This is a genomic window from Stenotrophomonas sp. STEN046 (assembly GCF_056759755.1).
The window spans coordinates 1-25,076 of the sequence record NZ_JBRRDR010000034.1; the positions used below are offsets into that span (position 1 = coordinate 1).

The window sequence follows — 25,076 nt, forward strand, 5'->3', positions numbered from 1 at the left end:
GTTCGTGTGGGTGCGCGTGGGGGGGGTTGTTGTGTCGCTCGTTGCCCCCGCGCCGCGGGGGGGGGGGGGGGGGCGGGGCGGTGGCGTGTTCTGGGTGGGCGGCCCCGCCCCCCCCCCCCCCCCCCCGGCCCTACCTGCAACCGGTCCGCACCGATCGCGCGACGCGCGGCGGCCGAACCACCAGCCCAGCAGCAGCTGCACCGGCAGCGATGCCAGCAGACCGATGACGAACCAGCGCGGGAAGTCGCCGCTGGTCATCCACAGACCATAGCCGGCGCCCAGCAGCAGCAGCGACCAGATCGAGAAGCCGTGCGAGCGCGGCCAGCACGGTGCGTAGTAGGTGGCGAAGGCAATGCCGGCGATGCCGCCCAGCGTGGTGAATGCCAGATCCCAGCCGAGCTGGGCTTCGCTTCCCGGTGACATGCCCAGCAGCGACGGTAGCCAGCCGCCGGCACTGCTGACCAGCGCCAGCGCGAGCAGGCCGCCGATCAGGGCGACGATGGACAGGAACGCAGTCTTGAGCATCTCGGGCATGCGCGCATTGTACGGCGGCCTGAGGCGGGAGGCGTCGCGCCTGGGTCGGCATGGCCGCCGCCGCCGTGGGAGTGAGGGAAACGGCGGCGGCGGCCATGCACAGGGGGGTCAGGCCGCGAAGTCGAGCACCACGCGGCCTTCGATGGTGCCGGCACGCATGCGCGCGAACACGTCGTTGACGTTCTCCAGGCGGTCGGTGCTGACGGTGGCGGCGACCTTGCCTTGCGCGGCGAACTGCAGCGATTCCTGCAGGTCCAGGCGGGTACCGACGATCGAGCCACGCACGGTCACGCCGTTCAGCACCATGCCGAAGATGTCCAGCGGGAAGTTGCCCGGCGGCAGGCCATTGAGCGACACCGTACCGCCGCGGCGGACCATGCCCAGCGCCTGTTCGAACGCCTTGGGCGAAACCGCCGTGACCAGCGCACCATGGGCGCCGCCGATCTCCTTCTTCAGGAAGGCGGCCGGATCGGTGGTGCGCGCGTTGACGGTGACCTGCGCGCCCAGACGCCGGGCCAGTGCCAGTTTGGTGTCGTCCACATCCACCGCCGCCACGTTCAGGCCCATCGCCCGCGCGTACTGCACGGCCATGTGGCCGAGGCCACCGATGCCGGAAATGGCGACCCAGTCACCGGGCTTGGTATCGGTGACCTTCAGGCCCTTGTAGACGGTCACACCGGCGCACAGCACCGGCGCGATCTCCACGAAGCCCACTTCCTTTGGAAGCAGGCCGACATAGTTGGCATCGGCCAGTGCGTACTCGGCGAAGCCGCCGTTGACCGAGTAACCGGTGTTGCGCTGCGTCTCGCACAGCGTTTCCCAGCCACCCAGGCAGTGTTCGCAATGGCCACACGCCGAGTACAGCCAGGGGATGCCGACCCTGTCGCCTTCCTTGACATGCCCTACCCCGCCTCCCACAGCCACGATGTGCCCCACGCCCTCGTGGCCGGGGATGAATGGCGGGTTCGGTCGCACCGGCCAGTCGCCCTCGGCGGCGTGCAGGTCGGTGTGGCAGACACCACAGGCCTCGATCCTGACCAGTACCTCGCCCGCCCCCGGGCGCGGTACCAGGACTTCCTCGATGACCAGCGGCTTGCCGAACTCACGGACGACGGCGGCCTTCATGGTTCTATTCATGCGTGGATCTCCGTAGTGCGCTTGGATTGAAGGATGGCGCCGGCGTGCAGCCGCCGCCTTGATTCCGATCAATCCGCAGGAGAATCCAGACATCCGCAGCGCCGGGCAGCACCCGGCGCCACGGGGGCAGTTCAGCTGGCCAGCACCGAAGCTTCCCGCGCCAGGCGCTCGACGGTGTCCCAATCGCGGGTCTGCATCAGCGCGGCCGTGGTCAGCCAGGAGCCGCCCACGCACAGCACGTTGGGCAGGTGCAGGAACTGGCTGGCGTTCTGCACGCTGATGCCGCCAGTGGGACAGAAACGGACGTCGCCGAACGGGCCGTGCCACGCCGACAACATCGCCGCACCGCCGGCCTGCACTGCCGGGAAGAACTTGAAGGTATCCAGGCCATGTTCCAGGCCGAGGATCAGCTCCGAACCGGTGGCCACGCCCGGCAGGTAGGGCAGATCCGCATCGCGTGCGGCGGCATACAGGCGCGGCGTTGCTCCGGGCGACACCGCAAAGTGCCCGCCGGCCTGTTTCACTGCCTGCATCTGTGCGGCGTCGAGCACCGTACCGGCACCGATCACGGCATCGGGTACCGCCTCGACCATGGCCTTGATCGCGTCCAGCGCACGCGGCGTGCGCAGGGTCACCTCGATCACCGGCAGGCCGCCGCGGAACAGCGCCTGTGCGACCTGTACCGCATCGTCGACGTCATCAGGGGTGAACACCGGAATCACCGGTGCCAGTTTCAGTACCGCACGAACGCGTGGATCAGCGCCGGACATCGAATCGCTCCTCGCCCATCAGGGCCAACACATCAGCTTCGCTGACGGGATTGAAATCGCCGGGAATGGAGTGCTTCAGGCCCCCGGCGGCCAAGCCGAAACGCACAGTGGCATCGGCATCGAAGCCAGACAGGATGCCATGCAGGATGCCGGCCGCGAAGGCATCACCGCCGCCGATGCGGTCGACGATACCCTGCAGCTGGCGCACCGGCGCCTGTGCGCGGGTGCCATCGCGGCCGAGCAGCAGTGCGCCCAGTGCATGGTGGTCCACGCTCAGTGCCTGCCGCTGGGTGCAGGCCATCCACTGCAGCTGCGGGAAGGCGGCGAAGGCGGCTTCGGCCGCTGCTTCCACCCTGGCCACCGCCTCGGCCTGTTCGAAGCGCAGGCCGAGAATCACCTCGATGTCGCGGTAATCGGCGAACACGATATCGGCCTGGGCGAACAACTCGTGCAGGATCGCCTGCGCGTCGCCGCCCCAGCGCTGCCAGAGTTTGGGCCGGAAATTGCCGTCGAAGGAGACACGCACACCGAGTGCGCGGGCCGTGCGGGCTGCCGCCAGCGTCGCCTGCGCCACGTCCGCGCCCAGCGCCGGGCTGACCCCGGATAGGTGCAGCCACTGCGCGCCCTGCAGCAGTGCCGGCCAGTCATGGTCGGCTGCGGTGCTGTTGGCGAATGCCGAATCAGCGCGGTCGTAGACCACTTCGCTGGCGCGCTGCACCGCGCCGGTGGTCAGGAAGTACAGGCCCATGCGGCCTTCGGGATCCTCGCGCACACCCTGCGTATCGACCCCGTGCCGGCGCAGTTCGGCCACCGCATGGGCACCGAGTGCGTTGCCGGCCACGGTGCTGACCATGGCCACGTCATGTCCGAAACGGGACAACGAGACAGCCACGTTCGCCTCCGCCCCGCCCACGTGAACCTGCAGCTGCGGCGACTGCAGCAGCAGCTCGCGACCGGGCGCACCCAGCCGCAGCAGCAATTCCCCGAAACACACGATACGACCCATTTCCGCTCCTTCACGCTTGCCGCCGGCATGTGACACTGCACGGCGGGGTTGGGGACCACGCGTGGGGCGTGGCGGTTGACTATCGGTGTCATTCCAGTCGACACCGCGCTTGGCTGTAGCCTATCAAACTGTTGGAAGCATTGTCCTGCAAGCGTCTTGGAGACATTTCAGATCTGTTGCGGTGCAAGATGCCGGATCCGGAACGTGCTGTTAACGTCCGCCTTGACCAGCGGTGTCATAACGCTGAAACAGCCGCGATACCAGACCTTTGGGAGAGGGGAAAGGCATGCATTCTCGGAACCATGGAAAAAAGACACCGGTTACCTTGCTCGCGTTGGCCGTCGGATTGGCCCTCTCGGCCACCGCGACCGCCCAGCAGCAGACCGACCCGGCCAGTGCCACCAACCTGGACACGGTGAACGTCACCGGCTACCGCGCCAGCGTGGAGAAGGCGCTGGACATCAAGCGCAGCGAATCGGGCGTGGTCGATGCCATCGTTGCCGAGGACATCGGCAAGTTCCCGGACCTGAACCTGGCCGAATCGCTGCAGCGCATCCCGGGCGTGGTCATCACCCGGGAAGCCGGCGAAGGCCGCAACATCTCGGTGCGTGGCCTCGGTCCCGACTTCACCCGCGTGCGCATCAACGGCATGGAAGCGCTGACCACGGTCGGTGCGGGTGACCAGAGCGGCGGCACCAACCGTGGCCGTGGCTTCGACTTCAACGTGTTCGCTTCGGACCTGTTCTCGCAGCTGCTGGTGCGCAAGACCGCCTCGGCCGATGTCGAGGAAGGCTCGCTGGGTGCCACCGTCGACCTGCGTACCGCGCATCCGTTCGACTACGACGGCCTCACCTTCGCCGCCAGCGGCCAGGCCAGCTACAACGCGATGGCCGAGAAGGCCGACCCGCGCGTTGCCGCACTGATCTCCAACACCTTCGCCGATGGCACCTTTGGTGCGCTGCTGTCGGTGGCCTACTCCGAGCGCCAGGCGCTGGAGGAAGGCTCCAACACCGGCCGCTGGGCCAACGGACCGAGCAACGGCAACTTCGCCGCGTCCTCGCCCTTCGCTGCCGCTCGCGGTGCCAACGTGTTCCACCCGCGCTTTCCGCGCTACGTGCAGATGCAGCACGAGCAGAAGCGCCTGGGCGTGACCGGTTCGCTGCAGTGGAAGCCGACGACAGCCACCGAGATCACCCTGGACGCGCTGTACTCGAAGATCGACGCCACCCGCGACGAGAACTACATCGAGGCGATTTCCTTCAGCCGCGGCGCCAACGCCAGTGCGCGCCTGTCCGGCAAGCCGACCACCATCGTCAAGAACGGCGAGATCCGCAATGGCGCGCTGGTCTACGGTGAATTCGACAACGTCGACATCCGCACCGAGAACCGCCACGACGAGTGGAGCACCGAGTTCAAGCAGATCAGCCTGAACGGCCAGCACCGCTTTGGCGACGATTTCACCCTGTCCGGCAAGGTGGGCATCTCGCGTTCCAAGCATGAGAATCCGGTGCAGACCACCGTGATCATGGACAAGTACGACGTCAAGGGCTACAGCTACGATTACCGCGGCAACGACCGCGCGCCGACCCTCAACTACGGCATCGATCCGACCAATCCCGCAGGCTGGGAACTGGCCGAGATCCGCCTGCGTCCGCAGTACGTGGACAACGACTTCGACACCGGCCAGATCGACTTCAACTGGAACATCAGTCCCGGCTTCCGCCTGAAGGGCGGCGTGCTGGCAAAGGACTACACCTTCAAGACCACCGAGCTGCGCCGCGCCAGCGAACTGGCCGTGCCCAACTTCGCCAACGGCAGCAAGATCGTGCCGGTGGACATGACCACCCCGGCAGGCCTGAAGGGCATCGCCGGCAGCCCGTCCACCTGGGTGGTGCCGGACCTGGATGCGATCGCCGAGCAGTTCGACATCTACAGCAACAGCGGCACCTTCGCCGTCGCCCCGCGTGCCAACAACGTGCGTACCGTCGAAGAGAAGGATCGTGGTGCCTACCTGATGGGCGAATTCTCGACCGAACTCGGTTCGCTGCCGCTGTCGGGTAATTTCGGCGTGCGTTATGTGCGTACCAAGCAGTCGTCCACCGGGCAATCGACGCTGGCCAGCGGCACCGTCGAAACCACGGCCAACCGCACCTACAACGACACTCTGCCCTCGTTCAACCTGGTGGCCGAAGTCACTCCGGACTTCCTGATCCGCCTGGGTGCGGCCAAGGTGATGAGCCGCCCGGGCCTGGGCAGCCTGACCCCCGGCGCGACCGTGGCCGTTGCCGGTGGCGCGCGCACGATTTCCAGCGGCAATCCGGCGCTGGACCCGATCCGTGCGACCAATGTCGACCTGGGCTTCGAGTGGTATTTCGCCGAAGGCGCGATGGCCGGCATCGGCCTGTTCTACAAGGACATCGAGAGCTTCGTGCAGACCACCCGCGAAGTGCGTCCCTACAGCGACAGCGGGCTGCCGGCTTCACTGCTGGTCGGGACCGGCGCATCGGCAACCGACGACTTCACCTACAGCAAGCCGGTCAACACCCCCGGCGGCGAACTGCACGGCGTGGAAGCCAACTACACCCAGCCCTTCTCCTTCCTGCCGGGCAAGTGGTCGAACCTGGGCATGCAGTTGAACTACACCTGGGTGGAATCGAAGATCCAGTACATCAACGCCGCCGGCCAGCCGGTAATGAAGACCGACCTGACCGGCCTGTCGAAGTCGTCCTGGAACGCCACCCTGTTCTACGAAGGCGAAAAGTTTGCCGGCCGCGTATCGGCTACCAACCGCGACGACTACCTGACCCAGGCACCGGGCCAGGAAACCGGCTTCAACCTCGATGGCTACCACGGCATGACCGGCACCACGGTGTTCGATGCTTCCATCCGCTACAAGATCAGCGACCAGCTGGAACTCAGCCTGGAAGGCATCAACCTGACCAACGAAGCTTCGGACGAATGGGTCTACTCGCCGCTGACCGGTCGCCTGCCGCTGCAGTACACCGAAACCGGCCGCCAGTACCTGCTGGGCCTGCGCTACAAGTTCTGAGCAACGCCGGCGGCGTGCACCTGCACGCCGCCGCTCGCCACGACCGCTGTTGCGCCGCAAGGTGCCGTCGCGGCGTGGCCTTGCTACGGTCCGGCGGCCCTACGCCGGCTGTCGCCCGTTGAAAGGAAACACCCGATGCCGCATCGCTCGACCCTGTCCCGCTGCCTGTTGCCGATCGTGGCCCTCGCCGCTGGCCCCGCTGCTGCGCAAGCGCCCACGCTGCTGTTCCATGTGGATGCCAACCACGGCCTGCAGGCCACGGTAGCGCAGGGCGAGGCCACGCCGAACTTCCGCGACAAGGTGGAGATCGTTGACGACGGTGCACGTGGCAAGGCGATCCAGTGGCAGGATGACGGCGTGCTGGCGTGGGATGCACCGGGCAACATCCTGGCCCAGCGCGGCACCCTCGCCTTCGACTGGCGCGCGCGCTACGCGGTGGGCGAAGCACCGTTCGTGATCTTCCGCGTCGGCTACGCCGACCACAGCAGCTGGGACATGGCGTGGCTGCGCATCGACTGGAACGGCCACGGCTTTGATGCGTTCGTCACCGACGCCAACCTCGCACGCACCCGCGTGTCGTTCCGCATGGATGCACCGCCGCGCCCCGACCAGTGGCTGCACCTTGCCTTTGCCTGGGATGAAGACCAGGGCGTACGCCTGTTCGTGGATGGCCGCGAAGTCGCACGTGCACAGGCCAGCGGCGATTACGATGCTGCGCTGGACCAGCTCGGCCTGGCCGGGCGGGTGATGGCGCCCTACCAGGTACAGAGCCGTTACAACTTCCTGCGCGGCAGCGATTTCCAGCACATCCGTGTCTACGACCGCATGCTTGATGCAATGGCCGTCAGTGCGCTTGCGCGCGGCAGGCAAGCACAGAGCGCTGTTGCCAGCGGCGCCGATGATCGCGCCTGGCGCCATCGCTTCGGCTGGGAAGGTGCGCCGCCGCCGGCGCTGGCCGCCGCGGGCACGCGCATCCGCAAGATTGAATTCGCCGACAGCCGCGACCTGAAAGCGTGGATGTGGAAGGCCACAGACGGCATCGCCGAAACCACCTGGCCCGGTGTCTACAACCGCTCGCGCCTTCCCGGCCGCAACGACTATTTCCAGCTACCGGACTGGAATACCTACGTGCAGGGCGGCCAGCACCTGGACCTGACCCTGCCAGCGCAGGAGCGCGTCAACCGGGTGGAGATCCGCGGCGCAGCATTCGGCACGCTCGCCCACGGCAGCGACGCGGCGCATGCCACGCAGGTGCTGGCCACGCGCGCACGCGGTGTGCTGCGCAGCGTCGATGACATTCCCGCGCAGAGCGGCGGCGTCCTGCGTTTCAGCAACGTTGAACAGGAAACGCCGATCCAGGAAATCTGGGCCTACAACGTGAGCGAAGGTGCCGAACCCGATGGCACGGTGAAGCAGACCTACGTGATCGACAGCCAGGCCCTGCCCGATTACACCAACCTGGACGCGCTGCGACGCTACATCAATGGCCGCTACCCGGCCGCCGAACGCAGTACGGTGATGGCCCTGCCGAAGGGCGCCGGCTCACGCCGCCGCACTGCCGATTCACTGCCCGCGCAACCCCGCCCGATCGTGCACGTGCTGATTCCCTCCGGCGTCGGCGATGCACCGGCCAACCAGCCGTTGATCCGCAGCTGGGCCTACAGCTGGGAAAACATGCACGACGGCCTGGATGGCGTGGCCATCGATATCCCCGCACTCGATCTGCCGGCCACGCACGATGGCCTGATCCCGTTGAACCTGCGCATCAAGGATCCGATCTGGCCGGCGCGCGACATGATCGATGTTTCGGTATCGGTGCAGCCCGGCCAGAAGCGTACGCTGTGGCTGGATCTGCGCGACCGCATCCTTACGCCTGACAGCCTGTGGTTGAGCATCGCCTCGGCCGCACCCGGCTTCGACGCCAGGGCCCTCGATGGCGCGCAGATCCGCCTGGTATTCAAGCCACGCGCAGAGGCAATCAGGGAACACGTCGCCGATCGCTTCAACCAGGTGCGCGACAACTGGGGCTTCCTGGTGGAAGAACACACCACCTCAAAGCGCCAGCGCCTGTACGCGCGCGTGTACGCCGACCTGAGCGATCTGCTGCGGGTGGACCCGGACCACGAACTGGGCCGTCTGTACTGGAACTACATCAGCTACAACAGCCAGGGTCGTCCGCCGTACACCGCGCCCGACGTACCGAAGGGGGTGCCGGCGTGGGCCTTCCACCAGGTGCAGGATCTGGCCCAGGTGCGCGCGTTCGTCGACTGGTGGATCGACCAGCGACAGGTGGCCTACGGCGACTTCGGCGGCGGCATCTCCGACGATTCCGACCTGACCCAGCAATGGCCGGGACTGGCACTGATGGGCGTGCAACCGCAGCGGCTGAACGCCTCGCTGACCGCACTTTCCGACGCGGTGTACCGCAACGGCATGTTCAGCAACGGGCTGAGCACCATCGAGACCGACGAACTGCACGCCTACGAGGAAGGCATCAATACCAACAGCGCGATGCTCTACCTCAACTGGGGCGACCCGTTGACGCTGGAGCGCCTGATGGAAACGGTGAAGGCCTTCGACGAACGCATCATCCTGCGCAATCCCCATGGCCATGTGCTGTTCTCCAGCAACTGGTTCGGTGGCAACAAGGTGTACCGCGAGCCGAACTGGCAATGGCAGAAGCCGTATTCGTTCCCGGTACTGCATCCGGCGTTCCTGCTTGGGCAATACAACGCCGACCCCACCGGCCGCCGCCTGGTGATTGGTCTGGCCGACGGGTATCTCGCCCATGCCGGTACCGATGACAAGGGCCGGTTCACCCTGCCCAACGAGATCAACTGGGCCACCGGCGCAACCCGTGGTGGCGAGCTCAACAACGGTTCCGGCGGCGGTGACACGATGCACACCTTCTGGGCCGCGTGGCGCTGGACGGGCGATGCGAAATACCTGCAGGCACTGGACTACCGCGTGGCGCGTGGGGGGCCGGGTGCGCTGGCCAACCTGGGTGAGAACTATGTGGATGCACTGGGCCGGCAGCAGGACTGGTATCCGCAGCTGACCGCCGAAGCCGACGCCGGAAAGACCGGCTTCGCCAGCCTGATGGCATGGCAGGCCAGCGGCGATCTGAAGTACATCGATGCACTGCACGCCGATGGCCTGCAGGCCAAGGTGCAGCGCGCCTACATGAATACCGAAGGCCACTGGTGGTCTGACCGCGTGGAAGCACCGAGCGAATTCCTGCAGCGTGCGCGGCTGGGTGGCATTGCCCTGAAGCGCAACCAGAGCTGGCCCGGACATACGGTCAGCTGGCGCTTCGATCGCGACGGTGCCGCCGAACAGGTCGCGCTGCTGGTGCATGCGCCCTCGCGTGAGCGCTTCACCGTGACCAGCTACAACCTCGGCGCGCGGGTGATCGCCGCCGACATGACCGGTTGGAATGTGGCCAGTGGTACATGGCGCGTGCGCAGCGGCGTCGATGCCGACGGTGATGGCCGCATCGACGGCACCGCACGCGAACGCACGGTGCAGCTGGAAACCAGTCTGTCGGTGCCGATGCAGTTCCAGCCCGGGCGCACCGAGCGGTTCGAGTTCGAGCGCGTGTCTGCCGGAACACCGGTGGAATCGCGCGCGGATCTGGGTGTGGGTCGCGGCGACGTGCGCCTGGATGGGCGGCAGGTCCACGTGACCGTACACAGCCTGGGGCATGTGGGCACGGGCGTGGGTGTGGCAGTGCTGGAAGATGCCGGCGGGCGCGAGATCGCGCGTACCGAGGTGCCAGCGATGGCAGCGCCGGCCGATCTGCTGCCGAAAGCAGTGGAGGTATCGTTGCCCTTGCCTGCCGGCAACCGCAGCGGCCTGCGTGTGCGTGTGGCACTGGCCGATGGTGGCGAGGAAGTCACACGGCTCAACAACGTGGTGGATGTGCCGCGTTGATGCGTGTGTGCCGCCCGGCCATGCCCGGCGGACGTGCCTACGCCGCGTCGGTCTCCATCAGCTTCACCCGCCGCTGGTACCAGCCATCGCCCAGCGGGTCGAACACCGCGCTGCGCTCCATCACGCCCTGGTAGACATGCACCGACACCGCCACGTCCTCCTCGCTCGCATTGCGCAGCGTGTGGTACTCGTGCGGCGGGATCAGGCTGCCGGCACTTCCGCGGTGGCCATACAGTGTTTCCTGTGCGGTGAAGCGATGGCGCTCACCCTGTTGTTCCTGCAGCGCATACGGGGTGACGATCAACTCGCCCTGCCACACGCCTTCCACGCACCACATCGCATCGTGGTCGTGCAGTGGCGTGCCCTGCCCCGGGCCCCAGCACATCGCGATCACGCTGTAGCCCAGCGTGGCGCTGCGATACAGCTCGCGACGGGCGTAATGGCCCTGCACCGGATGCCGCACGCACGGCGGCAACTGGATCATCGGATCGGTGATGGCCTCGCGCAACGCACGTTGAAGTGCGGCGGTGATGGCCTGTGGATCGGCCAGGCAGACCGCACCATCAATGGCCGCAAGCAGCTGCTCCCGACCCGGAAATGGCAGTGGTGTGAACATCCTTCCCATGGCCCGACTCTAGCCGAGCGGGGTTAACAGAATGTTTGCGCTGCGGTGTCATCACAGGGTGCCACGCTGCACAAAAGGTACTTTTGCATAGAGCGCACGCTCACCTGCGCGCGGATCATCCACGACGCCGCTGTGTCGATCGAACAGCATCGTCTGCCGTCGTGGCAGCGTATACGGGGCCCATTGCGACATATCGCGATGATTGGGATTGCCGTGGCGCGCGAATGCAATGAGGGCATCGCTCATCGTCGCTGCCAGCCGATGGGCATCTTCACCGGCGCCGGTACGCGCACCGGGCAGGCCCGCGTTGTCGAACACCAGCGGGATATCCAGGGTATGGAAGGCGCGCATGCGTCCGTCTTCCACCGGCGAGCCCCAATCGAGCTGGTAGGCCCATGTCGGCGCTGCGCCGGCCACCTGTCGCGCGCGCGCCTCCAGTTCCTCCACCGCGCCGCGCCAGGAACGGCCGGCGGTGGTGGCGGCGAAGAACACCTCGGAAGGCGTGTAGTGCGGGTACAGGCGACGGTACTCTGCGATGACGGTGGCCGGCAGCAGATCGACGAACTGCTGCTTCTGCAGTTGCGCCGGCAGCGTGTCCCAGGTCAGCGAGAAGTTGGCAGGATCGTTGCCGAGAAACGCGCGCGTTTCATCCCGGGTATTGCCGATCACCATCGGAATGCCGGCTGATTGCAGGGGGGCCTGCGGCCAGAACGGATGCACCGGCAGGCTGACCCCGTCGAGCACGGGACCGAAGTACAGCGCGGTGTCCTCCACCGGCGATGGATCACGTGCGCGGGTTGCCGCCAGCAGGTCGGCAGCGGGCAGGCGCAGCAGTGCATCGATGTCACGCGCGCCCACCGCCGCCATCGCGATGGCCGCGCGCTGCGCCGCCGCTCGCGGGCCCGCTGCGGTGACCTGCTGGCCGCTCATCGTCCATGCGCGCTGGAACAGCCCTCTCGCCGCGGGCATGGCCATCAGCGTGGCGATCTTGGCGCCGCCACCGGACTGGCCGAACACGGTGACGTTGCCTGCATCGCCGCCGAACGTGGCCGCGTGTTCGCGCACCCACTGCAGCGCCTGCACCAGATCAAGCTGGCCGATGTTGCCTGACGCGGCATAGCGCGGGTCGCCCAGTGCGCCCAGGTACAGGTAACCGAAGGTGTTCAAGCGATGGTTCACCGTGACCACCACCACGTCGCCACGACGGCACAGTGCGCTGCCGTCGTACAGCGGGTCGCTGCCCGAGCCGTTGTTGAAGCCGCCGCCGTGGATGTAGACCAGGACCGGCCGTCGGCGGCCATCACCCAGTGCCGGTGTCCACACGTTGAGGCACAGGCAATCTTCGCTGCCCGGCCCTGCGGTCCCGCCCTGCGGCGCTGACGGGCCATGCTCCCGTGCATCGGCGATGCCGTGCCAGGGCACTTCCTTGCGCGGTGGCTGGAAGCGGAACGCAGCGGTGTCGGCGCCATAGCGCAGGCCGCGGAACACCAGCACGTCCTGCGCGCGCTGGCCCCGCACACGCCCGCCGCGTACGCGCGCCAGCACCGGCGTACCCGCACGGGGGCCTGGCGCCGCCCACGCAGGCAGCGATGCCAGCGTGGCGGTAGCCAGGGCCCAGCGCGCGCTGTCACGCAGGAACCGGCGGCGCTGCTGGTTGGCGGGCGTGTCGGTCATCGTGGGGCCGTGCCCGCCTGCAGCCAGCGCTGTGCCAGCAACGGCCACACCGCCAAGGTGGAATCGGCCGGCATACGCATGCCGAAGCCGTGGCCGCCGTGCGCGAACAGATGCAGCTCGTGCTCGACACCGGCGTGGGCCAACGCCTGCGCCATCGCCTCACTGTTGTGCACGCTGACCACGCGATCATCGTTGGCGTGGATCAGCAGGGTCGGCGGCATGTCCGCACGCACCTGCTGCTGCATCGAGTAGCGTGCGGCCAGTGCGGGGTCGGCATGGCCACCGATCAGGCGTGCACGCGAACCACTGTGCGCGTGCGCGCCCATGTCGATCACCGGGTACACCAGCACCGCCCGGGCCGGTCGCGCACTCAGGTGATCGATGGCATCGCGCGCCGGATAGGCTGCCACATCGAATCCGGTGGCCAGCCGCGCCGCCACGTGGCCGCCGGCGGAGAAGCCCATCACCGACACGCTGTCGGCATCCAGCCCGCGGCCTGCCGCCTGCCCGCGCACCATGCGCAACGCACGCTGTGCGTCGGCCAATGCGGCCTGCGGGTCGCGCCCGGGCTGCGGCAGCCGGTAGCGCAGCACGAACAGGGTGTAGCCGGCGCGGTCGACCCAGTCGGGCACCAATGCGCTGTCTTCCTTGTCGATCACCACGCGCTGGTAGCCGCCGCCGGGAATCACCAGCAGCGCGTGGCCATTGGGATGGGCCGGCGCATGCACCAGCAGGTAGGGGGCATCGATCTGGTCGACGAAGCGGTCAGGGTGCGCCGGGTCGGTACTGCGCTCGACCACCCGCGCGGGCCGCGCGGTGCCGGTTTCGCCAGGCACCTGCCCGGCCGGCCACAGCAGCAGGCGCTCGCCAGCCAGTTCCCGGCCCAGCCGCTCGCCCGCGCGCAGCGGCACATCGCCGGCGGCAGCGGGTGCGCTCGGCAACAGGCAGGTCAGCAACAGCAATACACAGGGCAGACGCATGGCAGGCAAGGCTCCGACGGGGTGCAACAGGGTGGCCGAGGTCACCGGCAAGCGCTTGTGATGCGCTGCGGCTTGCGCGATGACACCGGTTTACCATATACACCTCCTGCAGACGCTGTCGATGGGCAGTGCAACAACGCCAGAGGGAGACCGTTCTTGAGCAACGAACACGGCACACATGGGCAGACGCCGCCGCCGGACGATGCGGCCGCGATCGCCCACGCTTTCACCACCGCACGCCGCGCCGGGCAGGCGCTGCCAGCGTTCCCGGGCCTTGTGCCGCCTGACCTGGTGGCCGCTTACCGGGTGCAGGATCTGGCCATCGCCGGCTGGGACGACCAGGTGGTCGGCTGGAAGGTCGGCTACATCGCCGCCGAGCGCCGCGACGCTTCCGGGGATGATCGGCTGCTGGGCCCGGTTTTCTCCCGCCAGCTGAAAAATGCTACCGGTGGAACAGTTGATATCCCGGTGTTCGTCGGCGGCTTCGCTGCGGTAGAGGCGGAGTACGTGCTGGAGCTGTTGGAGGACGCTCCGGCCGGGCAACTGCACTGGTCGCCTGAACAGGCCGAGGCCTTGCCGGCGCGCTTGTACATCGGCGTGGAAGTGGCCAGCAGCCCCCTGGCAACGATCAATCAACTGGGCCCGCGCGTGGTGGTGTCCGACTTCGGCAACAACAACGGCCTGGTGCTGGGGACGGAGATCGTTGACTGGACCGCGCGCGACGAAACCGCGCTGCGTGCTGAAACGCTGATCGAGGGCGACGTGGTCGGCACCGGTGGCGCCACCCGCCTGCCCGGCGGCCTGCGCGCGGCGTACGCCTTCGCGCTGTCCCGTTCGGCCCTGCGCGGCCGGCCATTGCAGCGCGGCGATCTGATCGCCACCGGCAATGCGACCGGCATCCACGACATCAGCGCAGGACAGACGGCGCTGGTGCGATTTGCCGGCTTCGGCGAGATTGCCTGCAGGGCTGTGCCGGCCGGGTAACCGCCGCACGCTCCGGTGAACACGCGCGGGAGGGCGCAGATGATCACACGACGACATTTCCTGGCCGGCGGCGCTGCTGCGCTGGCCACCCCGCTGCTCACGGCCTGTGGCCGCGGGCCGGCTGACGCCATCGACGGCGCCACCTTGCTGACCGCCACCGATGTGCACGTGGCCGACTACCCGACCGTGACCGCGGTGAAGTGGATCGGCGAAACACTGCAGCGCGAAACCCAAGGTCGCCTGCGCCTGCGCCAGTATCATTCCGGCCAGCTCGGCCGCGAATCGGAAGCGATCGACATGGCGCGCTTCGGCGCCATCGACATCACCCGCGTCTACGCCGGTGCGTTGAACAACGCATTCCCGTTGACCCAGGCGCTATGCCTGCCCTACGTGTTCGATTCGGTGGCGCACCAGCGTGCCGCACTCGATGGCGGCATCGCCGAGGCGGTGCTGCGCGGCTTTGAAAGCCGTGACCTGGTGGGCCTGGCGATCTACGATTCCGGCGCCCGCTGCTTCTACAACACCAAACATCCCATCGTGCAGCCCAGCGACCTGCATGGACTGAAGCTGCGTGTCGCGTCATCGGACATCTTCATCCAGCTGATGCGCCTGCTCGGCGCCAATCCGACGCCGATGTCGCTGGGCGATACGTTCTCCGGCATGGAGACGCACATGATCGACGGCGCCGAGAACAACATGCGCAGCTTCCATTCCAGCCGCCACTTCGAGGCCGCGCACTACTGGTCGCAGAGCGATCACTCGTATGCGCCGGACGTGCTGTTGATGTCGCGCGCCAGTTTCGAGCGCCTGCAGCCGGCCGACCGCCAGCTGCTGCTGGAGACCGCGCGCGCCTCGGTGAAGGTGATGCGCGCGCAATGGGATGCGTCCGAAGACGCCGCGCGCCGCGCGGTGCTGGCCTCGGGCGTGAAAGCCAACGAGGTGGACCTGCCCGCCTTCCGCGCCGCCGCCCAGCCGCTGCTGCAGCAGTACCTGCAGCAACCCGAGCTGGCTGCGCTGGTCGCCCGCATCCGTGCCGCCGCCTGAGGACACTGCCATGACCGAGACGACGATTTCCACCGTACCCGGCCCCGGCCAACGGCTGCTGGACCGCATCGCCGACATTGCCATCCATGTTGCCGTGGGCGCGCTGCTGGGGCTGGTGGCGGTGCAGGGCTGGCAGGTGTTCGCCCGCTACGTGATCAACGATTCGCCCAGCTGGACCGAACCGGTGACCCTGCTGCTGCTGGCCACCGCCATGAGCCTGGGCGCGGCCTGCGGCGTGCACACCAATCGCCACTTCGGGTTCTTCCTGCTGCACGCCTACATGGGCGAGGGCCTGCGCCGGGCGGTGGATGTGTTCATCCAGCTGGTGGTGGCCGTGCTGGGCGGCTTCATCGCGTTCTGGTCGGCCGACCTGCTGCTCGATGGAATGGACATCAAGACCGCAGGCGCCAACCTGCCGCAGAGCATCAACTACCTGCCGCTGGCCGTGGGCGGTGCGCTGATGCTGTTGTTCGCGCTGAACCGTGCGTGGAAAGCGCTGCATGCCACGGCAGCCGGTGCCGACGACGCTGAAGGAGATCGTTGATCCATGGGCATCACCATCCTGTTCTCTGCTTTTGCCGCGCTGCTGCTGTTGGGCGTGCCGGTGGCCTACGCGCTGGCCGCCGCCGCGCTGGCCACCCTGCTCTACCTGGACATTCCCAGCATCGTGCTGGTCCAGCAGATCTCCGCAGGTACCGGTTCGGCCTCGCTGATCGCCATTCCACTGTTCATCTTCGCTGGCGAGATCATGATGCGTGGCGGCATCTCCGAACGCCTGATCGCCCTGGCGTCATCGCTGGTGGGGCGCATGCGCGGCGGCCTGGGCCAGGTCTCGATCCTGTCCTCGCTGTTCTTCGGCGGTGTATCCGGCTCGGCCATCGCCGACGTGTCGGCGGTGGGGGGCACGATGATTCCGCAGATGGTCAAGCGTGGCTACGACCGCGATTTCGCGGTCAACGTCAGCATCACTGCGGCGCTGGTGGCGCTGCTGGTGCCGCCGTCGCACAACCTGATCCTGTTCTCGGCTGCCGCCGGTGGTGGCCTGTCGATTGCCGACCTGTTCGCCGCCGGCATCGTGCCGGCGCTGCTGATGACCCTGGCGTTGATGATCACCGGCTACGTGGTCGCGCGTCGCCGTGGTTATGGCGTGGAAGTGTTCCCGGGCTGGCGCGCGGTACTGCTGCGCATCGTCTCTGCCCTGCCCGGCCTGGGCCTGGTGGCGCTGATCTTCGTGGGTATCCGCGCCGGCATCTTCACTGCGGTGGAAAGCGCGGCCATCGCCGTGGTCTACGCCCTGCTGGTCACCACCGTGCTGTACCGGCAACTGCGCTGGCGCGAGTTCTTCGACACCGTCATCCATGCCGCGCGCAGCACCGGCGTGATCCTGTTCGTGATCGCCACCGCAGCGGTGTTCGGCTGGCTGCTGGCCTACCTGCAGGTGCCAGCGGCGGCGGTGGACTTCCTGCAGTCGTTCGCGCACAGCCAGTTCATGGTGCTGCTGATGATCGTGGTGATGCTGCTGCTGCTGGGCACCTTCATGGACCTGGCACCGATGATCCTGATCTGCACGCCGATCTTCCTGCCGGTGGCCAAGGCCTATGGCATCGATCCGATCCACTTTGGCCTGGTGCTGGTGCTGACCGGTGGCCTCGGCCTGGTCACACCGCCGGTGGGCTCGGTGCTGTTCATCGGCACCGCCATCGGCAAGATCAGCGTCGGCCAGAGCATGCGCACGATCTGGCCGTTCTGGTTCGCCGCGCTGGGCGTGCTGCTGATCGTCACCTTCTTCCCGTCGCTGTCGCTGTGGCTGCCCGCCGCGCTGCGCGCCTGACCGCCGGAGGCCACGTGATGAAACCCGTGTTCCGCACCACCGTCAGCGCCGCCCTGCTCGGCCTGCTGCTGGCCGCCGTGCCGGCGCAGGCCGCCGAGCACGCGCCGGCTCAATGGAAGCGTGGCATCGAGCACCAGCGCCAGGGCGACCTCGGCGATGGCAGCTTCCTCAACCCGGTGCTGGCCGGCGACCGTCCCGATCCATCGGTGCTGAAGGACGGCGACGACTACTACCTCACCCTGTCCTCGTTCGACGCCTACCCCGGCCTGCCGATCTGGCACTCGCGTGACCTGGTCAACTGGCAGCCGCTGGGCCATGCAATCACGCAGAACGTGGGCGCGATCTGGGCGCCGGACATCGTCAAGCACCAGGGCCGCTACTTCATCTATTTCCCGGCACGCACCGGCGAGCGGCGCAGCAACTTCGTGGTCTGGGCCGATGACATCAAGGGCCCGTGGAGTGCGCCGATCGACATCGGCCTGGGGGGTTACATCGACCCCGGCCACGCCGTGGGCGAGGATGGCAAGCGCTACCTGTTCCTCAGCGGCGGTGACTACGTGGCGCTGGCCGATGATGGCCTGAGCGTGGCCGGCAAGCCGAAGCATGTGTACGACGGCTGGCGCTATCCGGAAAGCTGGGATGTGGAGGCCTATGCGCAGGAAGGGCCGAAGATCCACTTCCGCGATGGTTGGTACTACATGACCACCGCCGTGGGCGGTACCGCCGGCCCGCCGACCGGGCACATGGTGATCACCGCGCGCTCGCGTTCGATCCATGGCCCGTGGGTGAATGCGCCCAACAACCCGATCATGCGCACGCAGTCGGCTGCCGAGCCGTGGTGGTCGCGCGGTCACGCCACGGTGATTGAAGGCACCGACGGCCGCTGGTGGATGATGTACCACGGGTATGAGAACGGCTTCTGGACGCTGGGCCGGCAGGCGCTGCTGGAACCGATCGAATGGACCGCCGATGGCTGGTTCGTGGCCAAGGGCGGTGACCTGGCGCAGCCGTTGCGCAAGCCCTCCGGCGATGCACTGGTGCCGCATGGAATGGCGCTGTCGGATGATTTCAACGGCCACGTGCTCGGCGCGCAATGGGCCTTCTTCAATCCGGCCGCGGATGAATACCGGCGCCTGCGCTTCAGCGGCGACGGCCTGGTGCTGCAGGGCAAAGGCAGCACCCCGCGCGATGCCTCGCCGCTGACCACCATCGCCGGCGACCCGGCCTACCAGTTCGAAGTGGAGCTGGAGATCGCGCCCGGCGCGGTCGGCGGTGCCCTGTTGTTCTACAGCGACCGCCTGTACGTGGGCGTGGGCAGCAATGGCGAGCAGTTCGTCATGCACCGCTATGGCGAGGAGCGCCCCACCCGGCTGGCGGCCAGTGCCACCGGCGGCCGGCTGTGGCTGCGGGTGACCAACAACCGCCACATCGTCACGGTCCATTCCAGTGCCGATGGCCAGAACTGGCAGAAGTATCCGGTTCAGATGGAAGTGTCCGGTTACCATCACAATGTGGCTGGCAGGTTCCTGGCACTGAAGCCGGCGCTGTATGCGGCCGGCAACGGTGCGGTAACCTTCCGCAGCTTCCGCTATCGCGCGCTGGATTGAGCGCGCGCTGGAATTCCCAGGCTTATCGGGTTCACTACATGTCAGTGCGCAACAAGAACGATGCCGCCACGCCGGCATTGGCGAAAGGCAAGGCAGCCACGATCAACGACATCGCGCGACTGTCGGGTGTATCCAAGAAAACGGTTTCACGGATCATCAACAACTCTCCCCTGGTGCGCAAAGACACGCGCGACAAGGTGGAAGCGTTGATGCGCGAGGTCGGCTACACCCCCGATCCGCTGGCCCGTGGCCTGGCCTTCCGCCGCTCGTTCCTGATCGGCATGGTCTACGACAACCCGACCGCCCAGTACATCGTGGACATGCAGTACGGCGCGCTGGACGCGCTGCGCGGCTCCAGCTTCGAACTGGTGGTGCACCCCTGCGACAGCCGCAGCCCGGGCTACATCGACGGCGTGCGCCGTTTCGCCCAGCAGCAGAAGCTGCACGGGGTGATCCTGGTGCCGCGCGCGTCCGAAGACCAGGCGCTGGCGGACATGCTGGACGAGATCGGCTGCCGCTTCACCCGCGTGGCTGCGCTGCCGCTGGATGAAACCTCGCAGATGGTGGTCACCCACGACCGCGACGGCGCCGCCGAAGCGGCCGACTACCTGCTCTCGCTCGGCCACCGCGATATCGCCCTGGTGACCGGTCCGAGTGCTTACCGGTCGGCGCATGAACGCACTGCCGGCTTCATCGAAGCACTGTCGCAGCGGGGCATCGAGCTGCCGAAAGACCGCATCATCGAGGCCGGCTACACCTTCGAATCCGGTGTGGCCGCCGCCGAGAAACTGCTGCTCGGCAAGCGCCGGCCGACGGCGATCTTCACCGGCAACGATGAAATGGCCGCCGGCATCTACAAGGTCGCGCTGCGTGCCGGCATCAACATCCCGCGCCAGTTGTCGATCGTCGGCTACGACGACAGCCCGCTGGCCTCGCGCCTGTGGCCTTCGCTGACCTCGGTACGCCGGCATACCCGCGATACCGGGCGCACCGCTGCGGCGATGCTGATCCAGCCCGATGGCCAGCCTGCGCTGCAGATCGCCAGCGTGCGGCCGCACCTGATCGTGCGCGATTCCTGCCAACCGCCGGAGGATTGATCCCGCAGGGATCACTCCTGCAGGTCGGTGGGTCACGACCGTTGGTCGTGACACCTCTCCCGCCCCCATCCACCTCGCCCTGCCCGGCCAGCCGCGCTATCGTGCGACGCAAAATGACACCGGTTACCAACCTCGCTAGAATCGACCGTGAACCGCGCCGGGGCCGAACCATCGGCCCGCCCCCAGCTCTGGAGAAGCCATGTACTGCAAGACCCACTACGCCACCCATCCCGACGCCATCAAGGGCGCAAGCAACGACCAGCTGCGCGAGCTGTACCTGCTCGACGGCCTGTTCAACGCCGATGCGGTGACCCTGAAGTACACCCACTACGAGCGCTTCGTGCTGGGCGGTGCGGCCCCGGTCAACGGCCCGCTGGCCCTGCCGGCACAGACCGAACCGGCCTCGGCCGCCGGCCACCCGTTCCTGGAGCGTCGCGAGCTGGGCGTGATCAACGTCGGCAACGGCACCGGTACGGTCACCGTCGATGGCACCGTGTACACCCTGGGGCCGAAGGACGGCCTGTACGTGGCGATGGGCAGCAAGGAGGTGGTGTTCGCTTCGCAGGATGCCGCCAACCCGGCGCAGTTCTACCTGGCCTCGACCCCGGCGCACGCGCGCTTCGAGACCAAGGCGCTGTCGATCAAGGATGCCGTGGCACTGGATCGAGGTGCGCTGGAAACCAGCAACGAACGCACCATCTACCAGTACATCGTGCCGGCCACCTGCCAGTCCTCGCAGCTGCTGCTGGGGCTGACCGTGCTCAAGCCGGGCAGCGTCTGGAACACCATGCCGCCGCACCTGCACGACCGCCGCAGCGAGGTCTATTTCTACTTCGACCTGGGCGACAACGACCGCGTCTATCACTTCATGGGCGAGCCGGACGCGCAGCGTCATATCGTCATCCAGAACAATGAAGCGGTGGTGTCGCCGCCGTGGTCGATCCACATGGGTGCCGGCACCAGCAACTACGCCTTCATCTGGGCGATGGGTGGCGAGAACCTGGATTACACCGACATGCACGTGCTGGACATCTGCCAGCTCAAGTAAGCCCTGCCGGGCCACCGCGCACGTCGTGCCGGTGGCCGCTTGCCTGCATCACGCACGCCTCTACCAAGGAACGCATACGCAATGGCCAATCCCTTCAGCCTGGAAGGCAACGTCGCTCTGGTAACCGGTGGCAATACCGGTCTCGGTCAAGGCATCGCCGTGGCGCTGGCCGCCGCAGGCGCCGATGTCGCCGTGGCCGGCATCGCCCCGCCCACCGAAACCATCGAGAAGATCACCGCGCTCGGCCGCCGCTGCCTGGCCATCGAAGCCAACCTGATCAGCATCGAGCCGGTGCAGCGCGTGGTGCGCGAAACCATCGAAGGCCTGGGCAGGCTGGATATCCTGGTCAACAACGCCGGGCTGATCCGCCGCGCCGATGCCGTGGATTTCAGCGAGCAGGACTGGGATGACGTGATGAACGTGAACATCAAGTCGGCGTTCTTCATCTCGCAGGCGGCCGGTCGCCACTTCATCGAACAGGGCCACGGCAAGATCATCAACATCGCCTCGATGCTGTCCTTCCAGGGGGGCGTCCGGGTGCCGTCGTACACCGCCAGCAAGAGCGGCATCGCCGGTATCACCCGTCTGCTGGCCAACGAGTGGGCCGGCAAGGGCGTGAACATCAACGCCATCGCGCCGGGCTACATGGCCACCGACAACACCGCTGCACTGCGCGCTGATGCAGACCGCAACAAGGCCATCCTCGAGCGCATTCCGGCCGGCCGCTGGGGCACGCCCGATGATCTGGCAGGCGCCGCCGTGTTCCTGGCGTCGTCGGCGTCGGACTACATCAACGGCGCGGTGCTGCCGGTTGATGGCGGTTGGTTGGCGCGGTAACGCGTGATCCAGGGTAGTGCCGGCCGCTGGCCGGCATCCAGGCGATGCTTCCACCGTTCATGAGGTTGCCGGCCCGCGGCCGGCACAAGCAGAGACCGGCCATGCGCAACCTGTTGCTGCTGTTGCTGCTGTCATGCACCGCCGCGCAGGCCGCGCCGATGCGGGTGTTCATCGTCGGCGATTCAACTGCCGCCGCGTATGGCCCCGAGCGCGCGCCGCAACAGGGCTGGGGGCAGGCATTGCAGAGCTATCTGGACCCGGCACGCGTCGAAGTACACAACCACGCCAAGGGTGGGCGCAGCACACGCAGCTTCATCGATGAAGGACGGCTGGATGCACTTGCCGCTGAGCTGCGCCGCGGTGACGTGCTGCTGATCCAGTTCGGCCACAACGATGCGAAGTTCGAAGATCGCACGCGCTATGCCGATCCGGACAGTGACTACCCGCAGTACCTGATGCGTTACGTACAGGCAGCGCGCGACAAGGGTGCCACGCCGGTACTGATCACCCCGGTGGCGCGGCTGCTGTACGACTTCGGCTCGCTGCTGGACACGCATGCGCGCTACACGCTGGCAATGCAACAGCTGGCCGCACGCGAGCACATCGCGCTGATCGAGCTCAACGACCGCAGTACACGCTGGATCCGTGCGCTGGGCGAGCAGGGCGCGCGCCCGTACTTCCTGTTCGTGCCCGGGCAGAACAAGGCCGACGGCACCCATTTCAGCGTGGCGGGTGCCAACGCGGTGGCGTGCCTGGTGCTGCGCGAGGCGGTGCCGCTGCTGCCTGCGCTGCAACCGGCGCTGGTGCGTGATATCGACTGTGACGTGATGGATGCAGGGCAGGGCGCCGATCCGGCACGGCCCTCGCAGGTGGTGCACGAAGACGCGCTGGCACGCGCGCAACCGGGCCCCCATGGCGGTGCCGGGCCGACCACGGCGTATCCGTTCTTCGCTGATGCGCAGGACCTGCCGTTCGTGCTGCGCAAGCGCGTGCTGCACAAGGGGGCGGGCATTGGCCTGCATCCGCAGCACAAGGACGAGATCTATTACATCGTCAGCGGGCAGGGCAGCTATGTGCTGGATGGGAAGCCGCATGACGTGCGCGCGGGTCACGCGTTGCTGACGCGCACGGGCAGCACGCATGCGCTGCAGCAGGTGGGCGAGGAGGATCTGGTGGTGCTGCTGGCCTACCCGCGGTGATTGAAACGCAGCCGAGCGTGGGCTCGGCTCTACATGGGCTCCGGACCGAAGTGCTGCAGGCCCAGCCGCGCCAGATCTTCCGGTCGCTCGAAATAGGCTTCATCAAAGGCGTGCAGCGCCTCCTGCTCCTGTTCGGTCATCGCGCCGTACAGGTCGGTCAGTTCCTTGATCTCCGGGTCGTCCTCCAGCCGGTCCATCAACCCGCGCATGCCAGCCAGGATTGCGTGGGTCTGCACCGCACCCATCGCCTGCAATGCGCGCAGCGCCAGCTGGCAGGTCGGGTCGCCCCAGTTGCACAGGAACTGCATGAAACCGCCGTTGTTGATGTCCGCTTCCATGCGCCACAGCGCAGCCAGTTGCTGGTCTTCATCGGACAGTGCATCCAGCGACCACGCGGCCGCTTTCAGCCGCGCCAATGCCGCCTCGTAGCGGTCGTCCCACACCTGGTTCGGAACATCGACCACACCATGCTCCTGCGCCGGCAGCAACGCCGGCCAGTTCACGCCCAGCCCGTCGGTCGTGAGCACCCACTGCGCGCGCTGCTCTGCGGTCGCCTCAAACAGCGCGGGTGCCCAGCGCAGCGGCTGGCGGGTACGGCGGCCATCGGCCAGGGTCAGCAGGACGAAGTCGTCGTCGAAGGCGACGGCGGCGACACGCAGGGAAGCAAAGACATCGGTCATGCAGGTCAGGATACCGGACCGGCATCTGCGCTCACACGTCACCACCCTCTGCCCAGCCTTCACCCGTACCGGCCTGGAACACGCGGTCATCGGCCTGCACATCGCCGGCCGGCAGGTGCGGCTGGTCGGCCAGGGAGGCGTAGATCGGCGTGAAGTCCGGCGAGGTCGCCTGCATCAGCTGTTCGAAGCTGTCGATGACGAAGTAGGTCTTCTGGAAGGTGTCGATGCGGTACTTCGTGCGCATGATCCGCCGCAGGTCGAAGCCGATGCGGTTGGGCGCAGCCGATTCCAGCGAGTACAGCGATTCGCCCTTGGACGAGACAATGCCGGCGCCGTAGATGCGCAGGCCTTCGGGCGTGTTGATCAGGCCGAATTCCACCGTGTACCAGTACAGGCGCGTGAGGTTCTGCAGCGCCTCTGGGCCGACTGCGTGGGCTTTGACGCCGCCACGACCGTAGGCCTCCATGTAGTTGGCGAACACCGGGTTCATCAGCAGCGGCACGTGGCCGAACAGGTCATGGAACATGTCCGGTTCGGCGATGTAGTCGATCTGGTCGGGGCGCCGGATCCACCACGTCACCGGGAAGCGGCGATTGGCCAGGTGGTCGAAGAAATCCAGCTCCGGCAGCAGGCCTTCCACGCCCACCAGGGTCCAGCCGGTGGCGGCGCCCAGCACTTCATTGAGCTGGTCGAAGCGCGGGATCATGTGCGCGCTCATGCCCATCTCGTCCTGCGCATCCAGGAATTCCTGGCAGGCGCGGCCGACCAGCAGCTCGCGCTGGCGCTGGTACAGCGTGCTCCAGGTGGCATGGTCGTCGGCGCTGTAGGTGTCCCACGGCTGCTCGACGAGCGCGGTGGTGTACACCGGCACGTAGCCCTTGTCGGTCTGCTGGTGTTCGACGCGGCGGGGCTGGGCGAGGTCCATGGCGGGTTCCTTGACGGGATACCGTTGATGCTAGGGCAGGGCGCGCGCAACAGGGTTGCAAAAGTTGCGCGGAATGGGCTTGCTGGCGCAATATCCTTGCGTACTCACCATGTTGC

General features: G+C 67.2%; 19 protein-coding genes and 1 pseudogene. 11 read left to right on the top strand and 9 right to left on the bottom strand.

Annotated features, from left to right (window positions below; all coding sequences use genetic code 11):
* Positions 1 to 153: 153 nt before the first annotated feature.
* From ACVOLJ_RS15090 to ACVOLJ_RS15105, 4 genes and pseudogenes are all read right to left on the bottom strand, one after another.
* Positions 154 to 534 (bottom strand): annotated as a pseudogene (locus tag ACVOLJ_RS15090) (hypothetical protein); the annotation flags it as partial.
* A 108-nt stretch (positions 535 to 642) separates the two neighbouring features.
* Positions 643 to 1,671 carry an alcohol dehydrogenase AdhP gene (gene adhP, locus ACVOLJ_RS15095; RefSeq protein WP_475281052.1) on the bottom strand — a complete coding sequence of 343 codons (1,029 nt, stop codon included), beginning with the start codon at positions 1,669 to 1,671 and terminating at the stop codon, positions 643 to 645.
* A 131-nt stretch (positions 1,672 to 1,802) separates the two neighbouring features.
* Positions 1,803 to 2,441: a bifunctional 4-hydroxy-2-oxoglutarate aldolase/2-dehydro-3-deoxy-phosphogluconate aldolase gene (gene eda, locus ACVOLJ_RS15100; protein ID WP_481564468.1), complete on the bottom strand. Its 639-nt coding sequence runs from the start codon at positions 2,439 to 2,441 to the stop codon at positions 1,803 to 1,805.
* The gene (locus tag ACVOLJ_RS15105) at positions 2,428 to 3,447 is read right to left on the bottom strand and encodes a sugar kinase (RefSeq protein ID WP_475281054.1); all 1,020 of its coding nucleotides are present in this window, start codon (positions 3,445 to 3,447) and stop codon (positions 2,428 to 2,430) included. The genes eda and ACVOLJ_RS15105 overlap by 14 nt, the downstream gene beginning before the upstream one ends.
* Positions 3,448 to 3,733: 286 nt before the next feature.
* Here ACVOLJ_RS15105 and ACVOLJ_RS15110 point away from each other — a divergent pair, with 286 nt between their 5' ends.
* Positions 3,734 to 6,496, top strand: a complete 2,763-nt coding sequence (locus ACVOLJ_RS15110; RefSeq protein ID WP_481564469.1) for a TonB-dependent receptor — start codon at positions 3,734 to 3,736, stop codon at positions 6,494 to 6,496.
* Between the two features lie 135 nt (positions 6,497 to 6,631).
* Positions 6,632 to 10,429: a LamG-like jellyroll fold domain-containing protein gene (locus ACVOLJ_RS15115; protein WP_481564470.1), complete on the top strand. Its 3,798-nt coding sequence runs from the start codon at positions 6,632 to 6,634 to the stop codon at positions 10,427 to 10,429.
* A 37-nt stretch (positions 10,430 to 10,466) separates the two neighbouring features.
* Here the strand turns inward: ACVOLJ_RS15115 and ACVOLJ_RS15120 are convergent, their stop codons facing one another.
* The 3 genes from ACVOLJ_RS15120 to ACVOLJ_RS15130 are packed head-to-tail and all read right to left on the bottom strand — an operon-like array spanning position 10,467 to position 13,690.
* Positions 10,467 to 11,054, bottom strand: coding sequence for a cysteine dioxygenase family protein (locus tag ACVOLJ_RS15120; RefSeq protein ID WP_481564471.1), 588 nt, complete (start codon positions 11,052 to 11,054; stop codon positions 10,467 to 10,469).
* 51 nt (positions 11,055 to 11,105) lie between these two features.
* Entirely contained in the window at positions 11,106 to 12,728 is a 1,623-nt protein-coding gene (locus tag ACVOLJ_RS15125) for a carboxylesterase/lipase family protein (protein WP_481564472.1), read from the bottom strand.
* On the bottom strand, positions 12,725 to 13,690 hold the full coding sequence (locus tag ACVOLJ_RS15130) for an alpha/beta hydrolase (RefSeq protein ID WP_481564483.1): 966 nt from the start codon (positions 13,688 to 13,690) through the stop codon (positions 12,725 to 12,727). Before ACVOLJ_RS15130 ends, ACVOLJ_RS15125 begins: the two co-directional genes overlap by 4 nt.
* 174 nt (positions 13,691 to 13,864) lie before the next feature.
* Here ACVOLJ_RS15130 and ACVOLJ_RS15135 point away from each other — a divergent pair, with 174 nt between their 5' ends.
* The 9 genes from ACVOLJ_RS15135 (at position 13,865) to ACVOLJ_RS15175 (ending at position 23,355) form a co-directional block, all read left to right on the top strand.
* A complete protein-coding gene (locus ACVOLJ_RS15135; RefSeq protein ID WP_475281060.1) occupies positions 13,865 to 14,692 on the top strand; it encodes a 2-keto-4-pentenoate hydratase in 828 nt (275 codons plus the stop codon).
* A 39-nt stretch (positions 14,693 to 14,731) separates the two neighbouring features.
* Entirely contained in the window at positions 14,732 to 15,736 is a 1,005-nt protein-coding gene (locus ACVOLJ_RS15140; RefSeq protein WP_475281061.1) for a TRAP transporter substrate-binding protein, read from the top strand.
* A gap of 10 nt (positions 15,737 to 15,746) precedes the next feature.
* Positions 15,747 to 16,280 carry a TRAP transporter small permease gene (locus ACVOLJ_RS15145; RefSeq protein WP_475281062.1) on the top strand — a complete coding sequence of 178 codons (534 nt, stop codon included), beginning with the start codon at positions 15,747 to 15,749 and terminating at the stop codon, positions 16,278 to 16,280.
* A gap of 3 nt (positions 16,281 to 16,283) precedes the next feature.
* Positions 16,284 to 17,567 (top strand): TRAP transporter large permease, encoded by a 1,284-nt coding sequence (locus tag ACVOLJ_RS15150; RefSeq protein ID WP_475281063.1) that lies wholly within the window; start codon positions 16,284 to 16,286, stop codon positions 17,565 to 17,567.
* Between the two features lie 17 nt (positions 17,568 to 17,584).
* Complete coding sequence (locus ACVOLJ_RS15155; protein ID WP_481564473.1) at positions 17,585 to 19,174, top strand: family 43 glycosylhydrolase; 1,590 nt, start codon at positions 17,585 to 17,587, stop codon at positions 19,172 to 19,174.
* A 38-nt stretch (positions 19,175 to 19,212) separates the two neighbouring features.
* Positions 19,213 to 20,271, top strand: coding sequence for a LacI family DNA-binding transcriptional regulator (locus ACVOLJ_RS15160; protein ID WP_100461729.1), 1,059 nt, complete (start codon positions 19,213 to 19,215; stop codon positions 20,269 to 20,271).
* Between the two features lie 199 nt (positions 20,272 to 20,470).
* Complete coding sequence (kduI, locus tag ACVOLJ_RS15165) at positions 20,471 to 21,319, top strand: 5-dehydro-4-deoxy-D-glucuronate isomerase (protein WP_481564474.1); 849 nt, start codon at positions 20,471 to 20,473, stop codon at positions 21,317 to 21,319.
* 81 nt (positions 21,320 to 21,400) lie between these two features.
* A complete protein-coding gene (gene kduD, locus ACVOLJ_RS15170) occupies positions 21,401 to 22,156 on the top strand; it encodes a 2-dehydro-3-deoxy-D-gluconate 5-dehydrogenase KduD (protein WP_475281067.1) in 756 nt (251 codons plus the stop codon).
* 101 nt (positions 22,157 to 22,257) lie between these two features.
* Positions 22,258 to 23,355 carry a GDSL-type esterase/lipase family protein gene (locus ACVOLJ_RS15175; protein WP_475281068.1) on the top strand — a complete coding sequence of 366 codons (1,098 nt, stop codon included), beginning with the start codon at positions 22,258 to 22,260 and terminating at the stop codon, positions 23,353 to 23,355.
* A gap of 29 nt (positions 23,356 to 23,384) precedes the next feature.
* On the opposite strand, the gene ACVOLJ_RS15180 is transcribed toward ACVOLJ_RS15175, so the two are convergent.
* Positions 23,385 to 24,035 carry a DMP19 family protein gene (locus tag ACVOLJ_RS15180; protein WP_481564475.1) on the bottom strand — a complete coding sequence of 217 codons (651 nt, stop codon included), beginning with the start codon at positions 24,033 to 24,035 and terminating at the stop codon, positions 23,385 to 23,387.
* 31 nt (positions 24,036 to 24,066) lie between these two features.
* Positions 24,067 to 24,960, bottom strand: a complete 894-nt coding sequence (gene phhA, locus ACVOLJ_RS15185) for a phenylalanine 4-monooxygenase (protein ID WP_475281070.1) — start codon at positions 24,958 to 24,960, stop codon at positions 24,067 to 24,069.
* Positions 24,961 to 25,076: the final 116 nt, after the last annotated feature.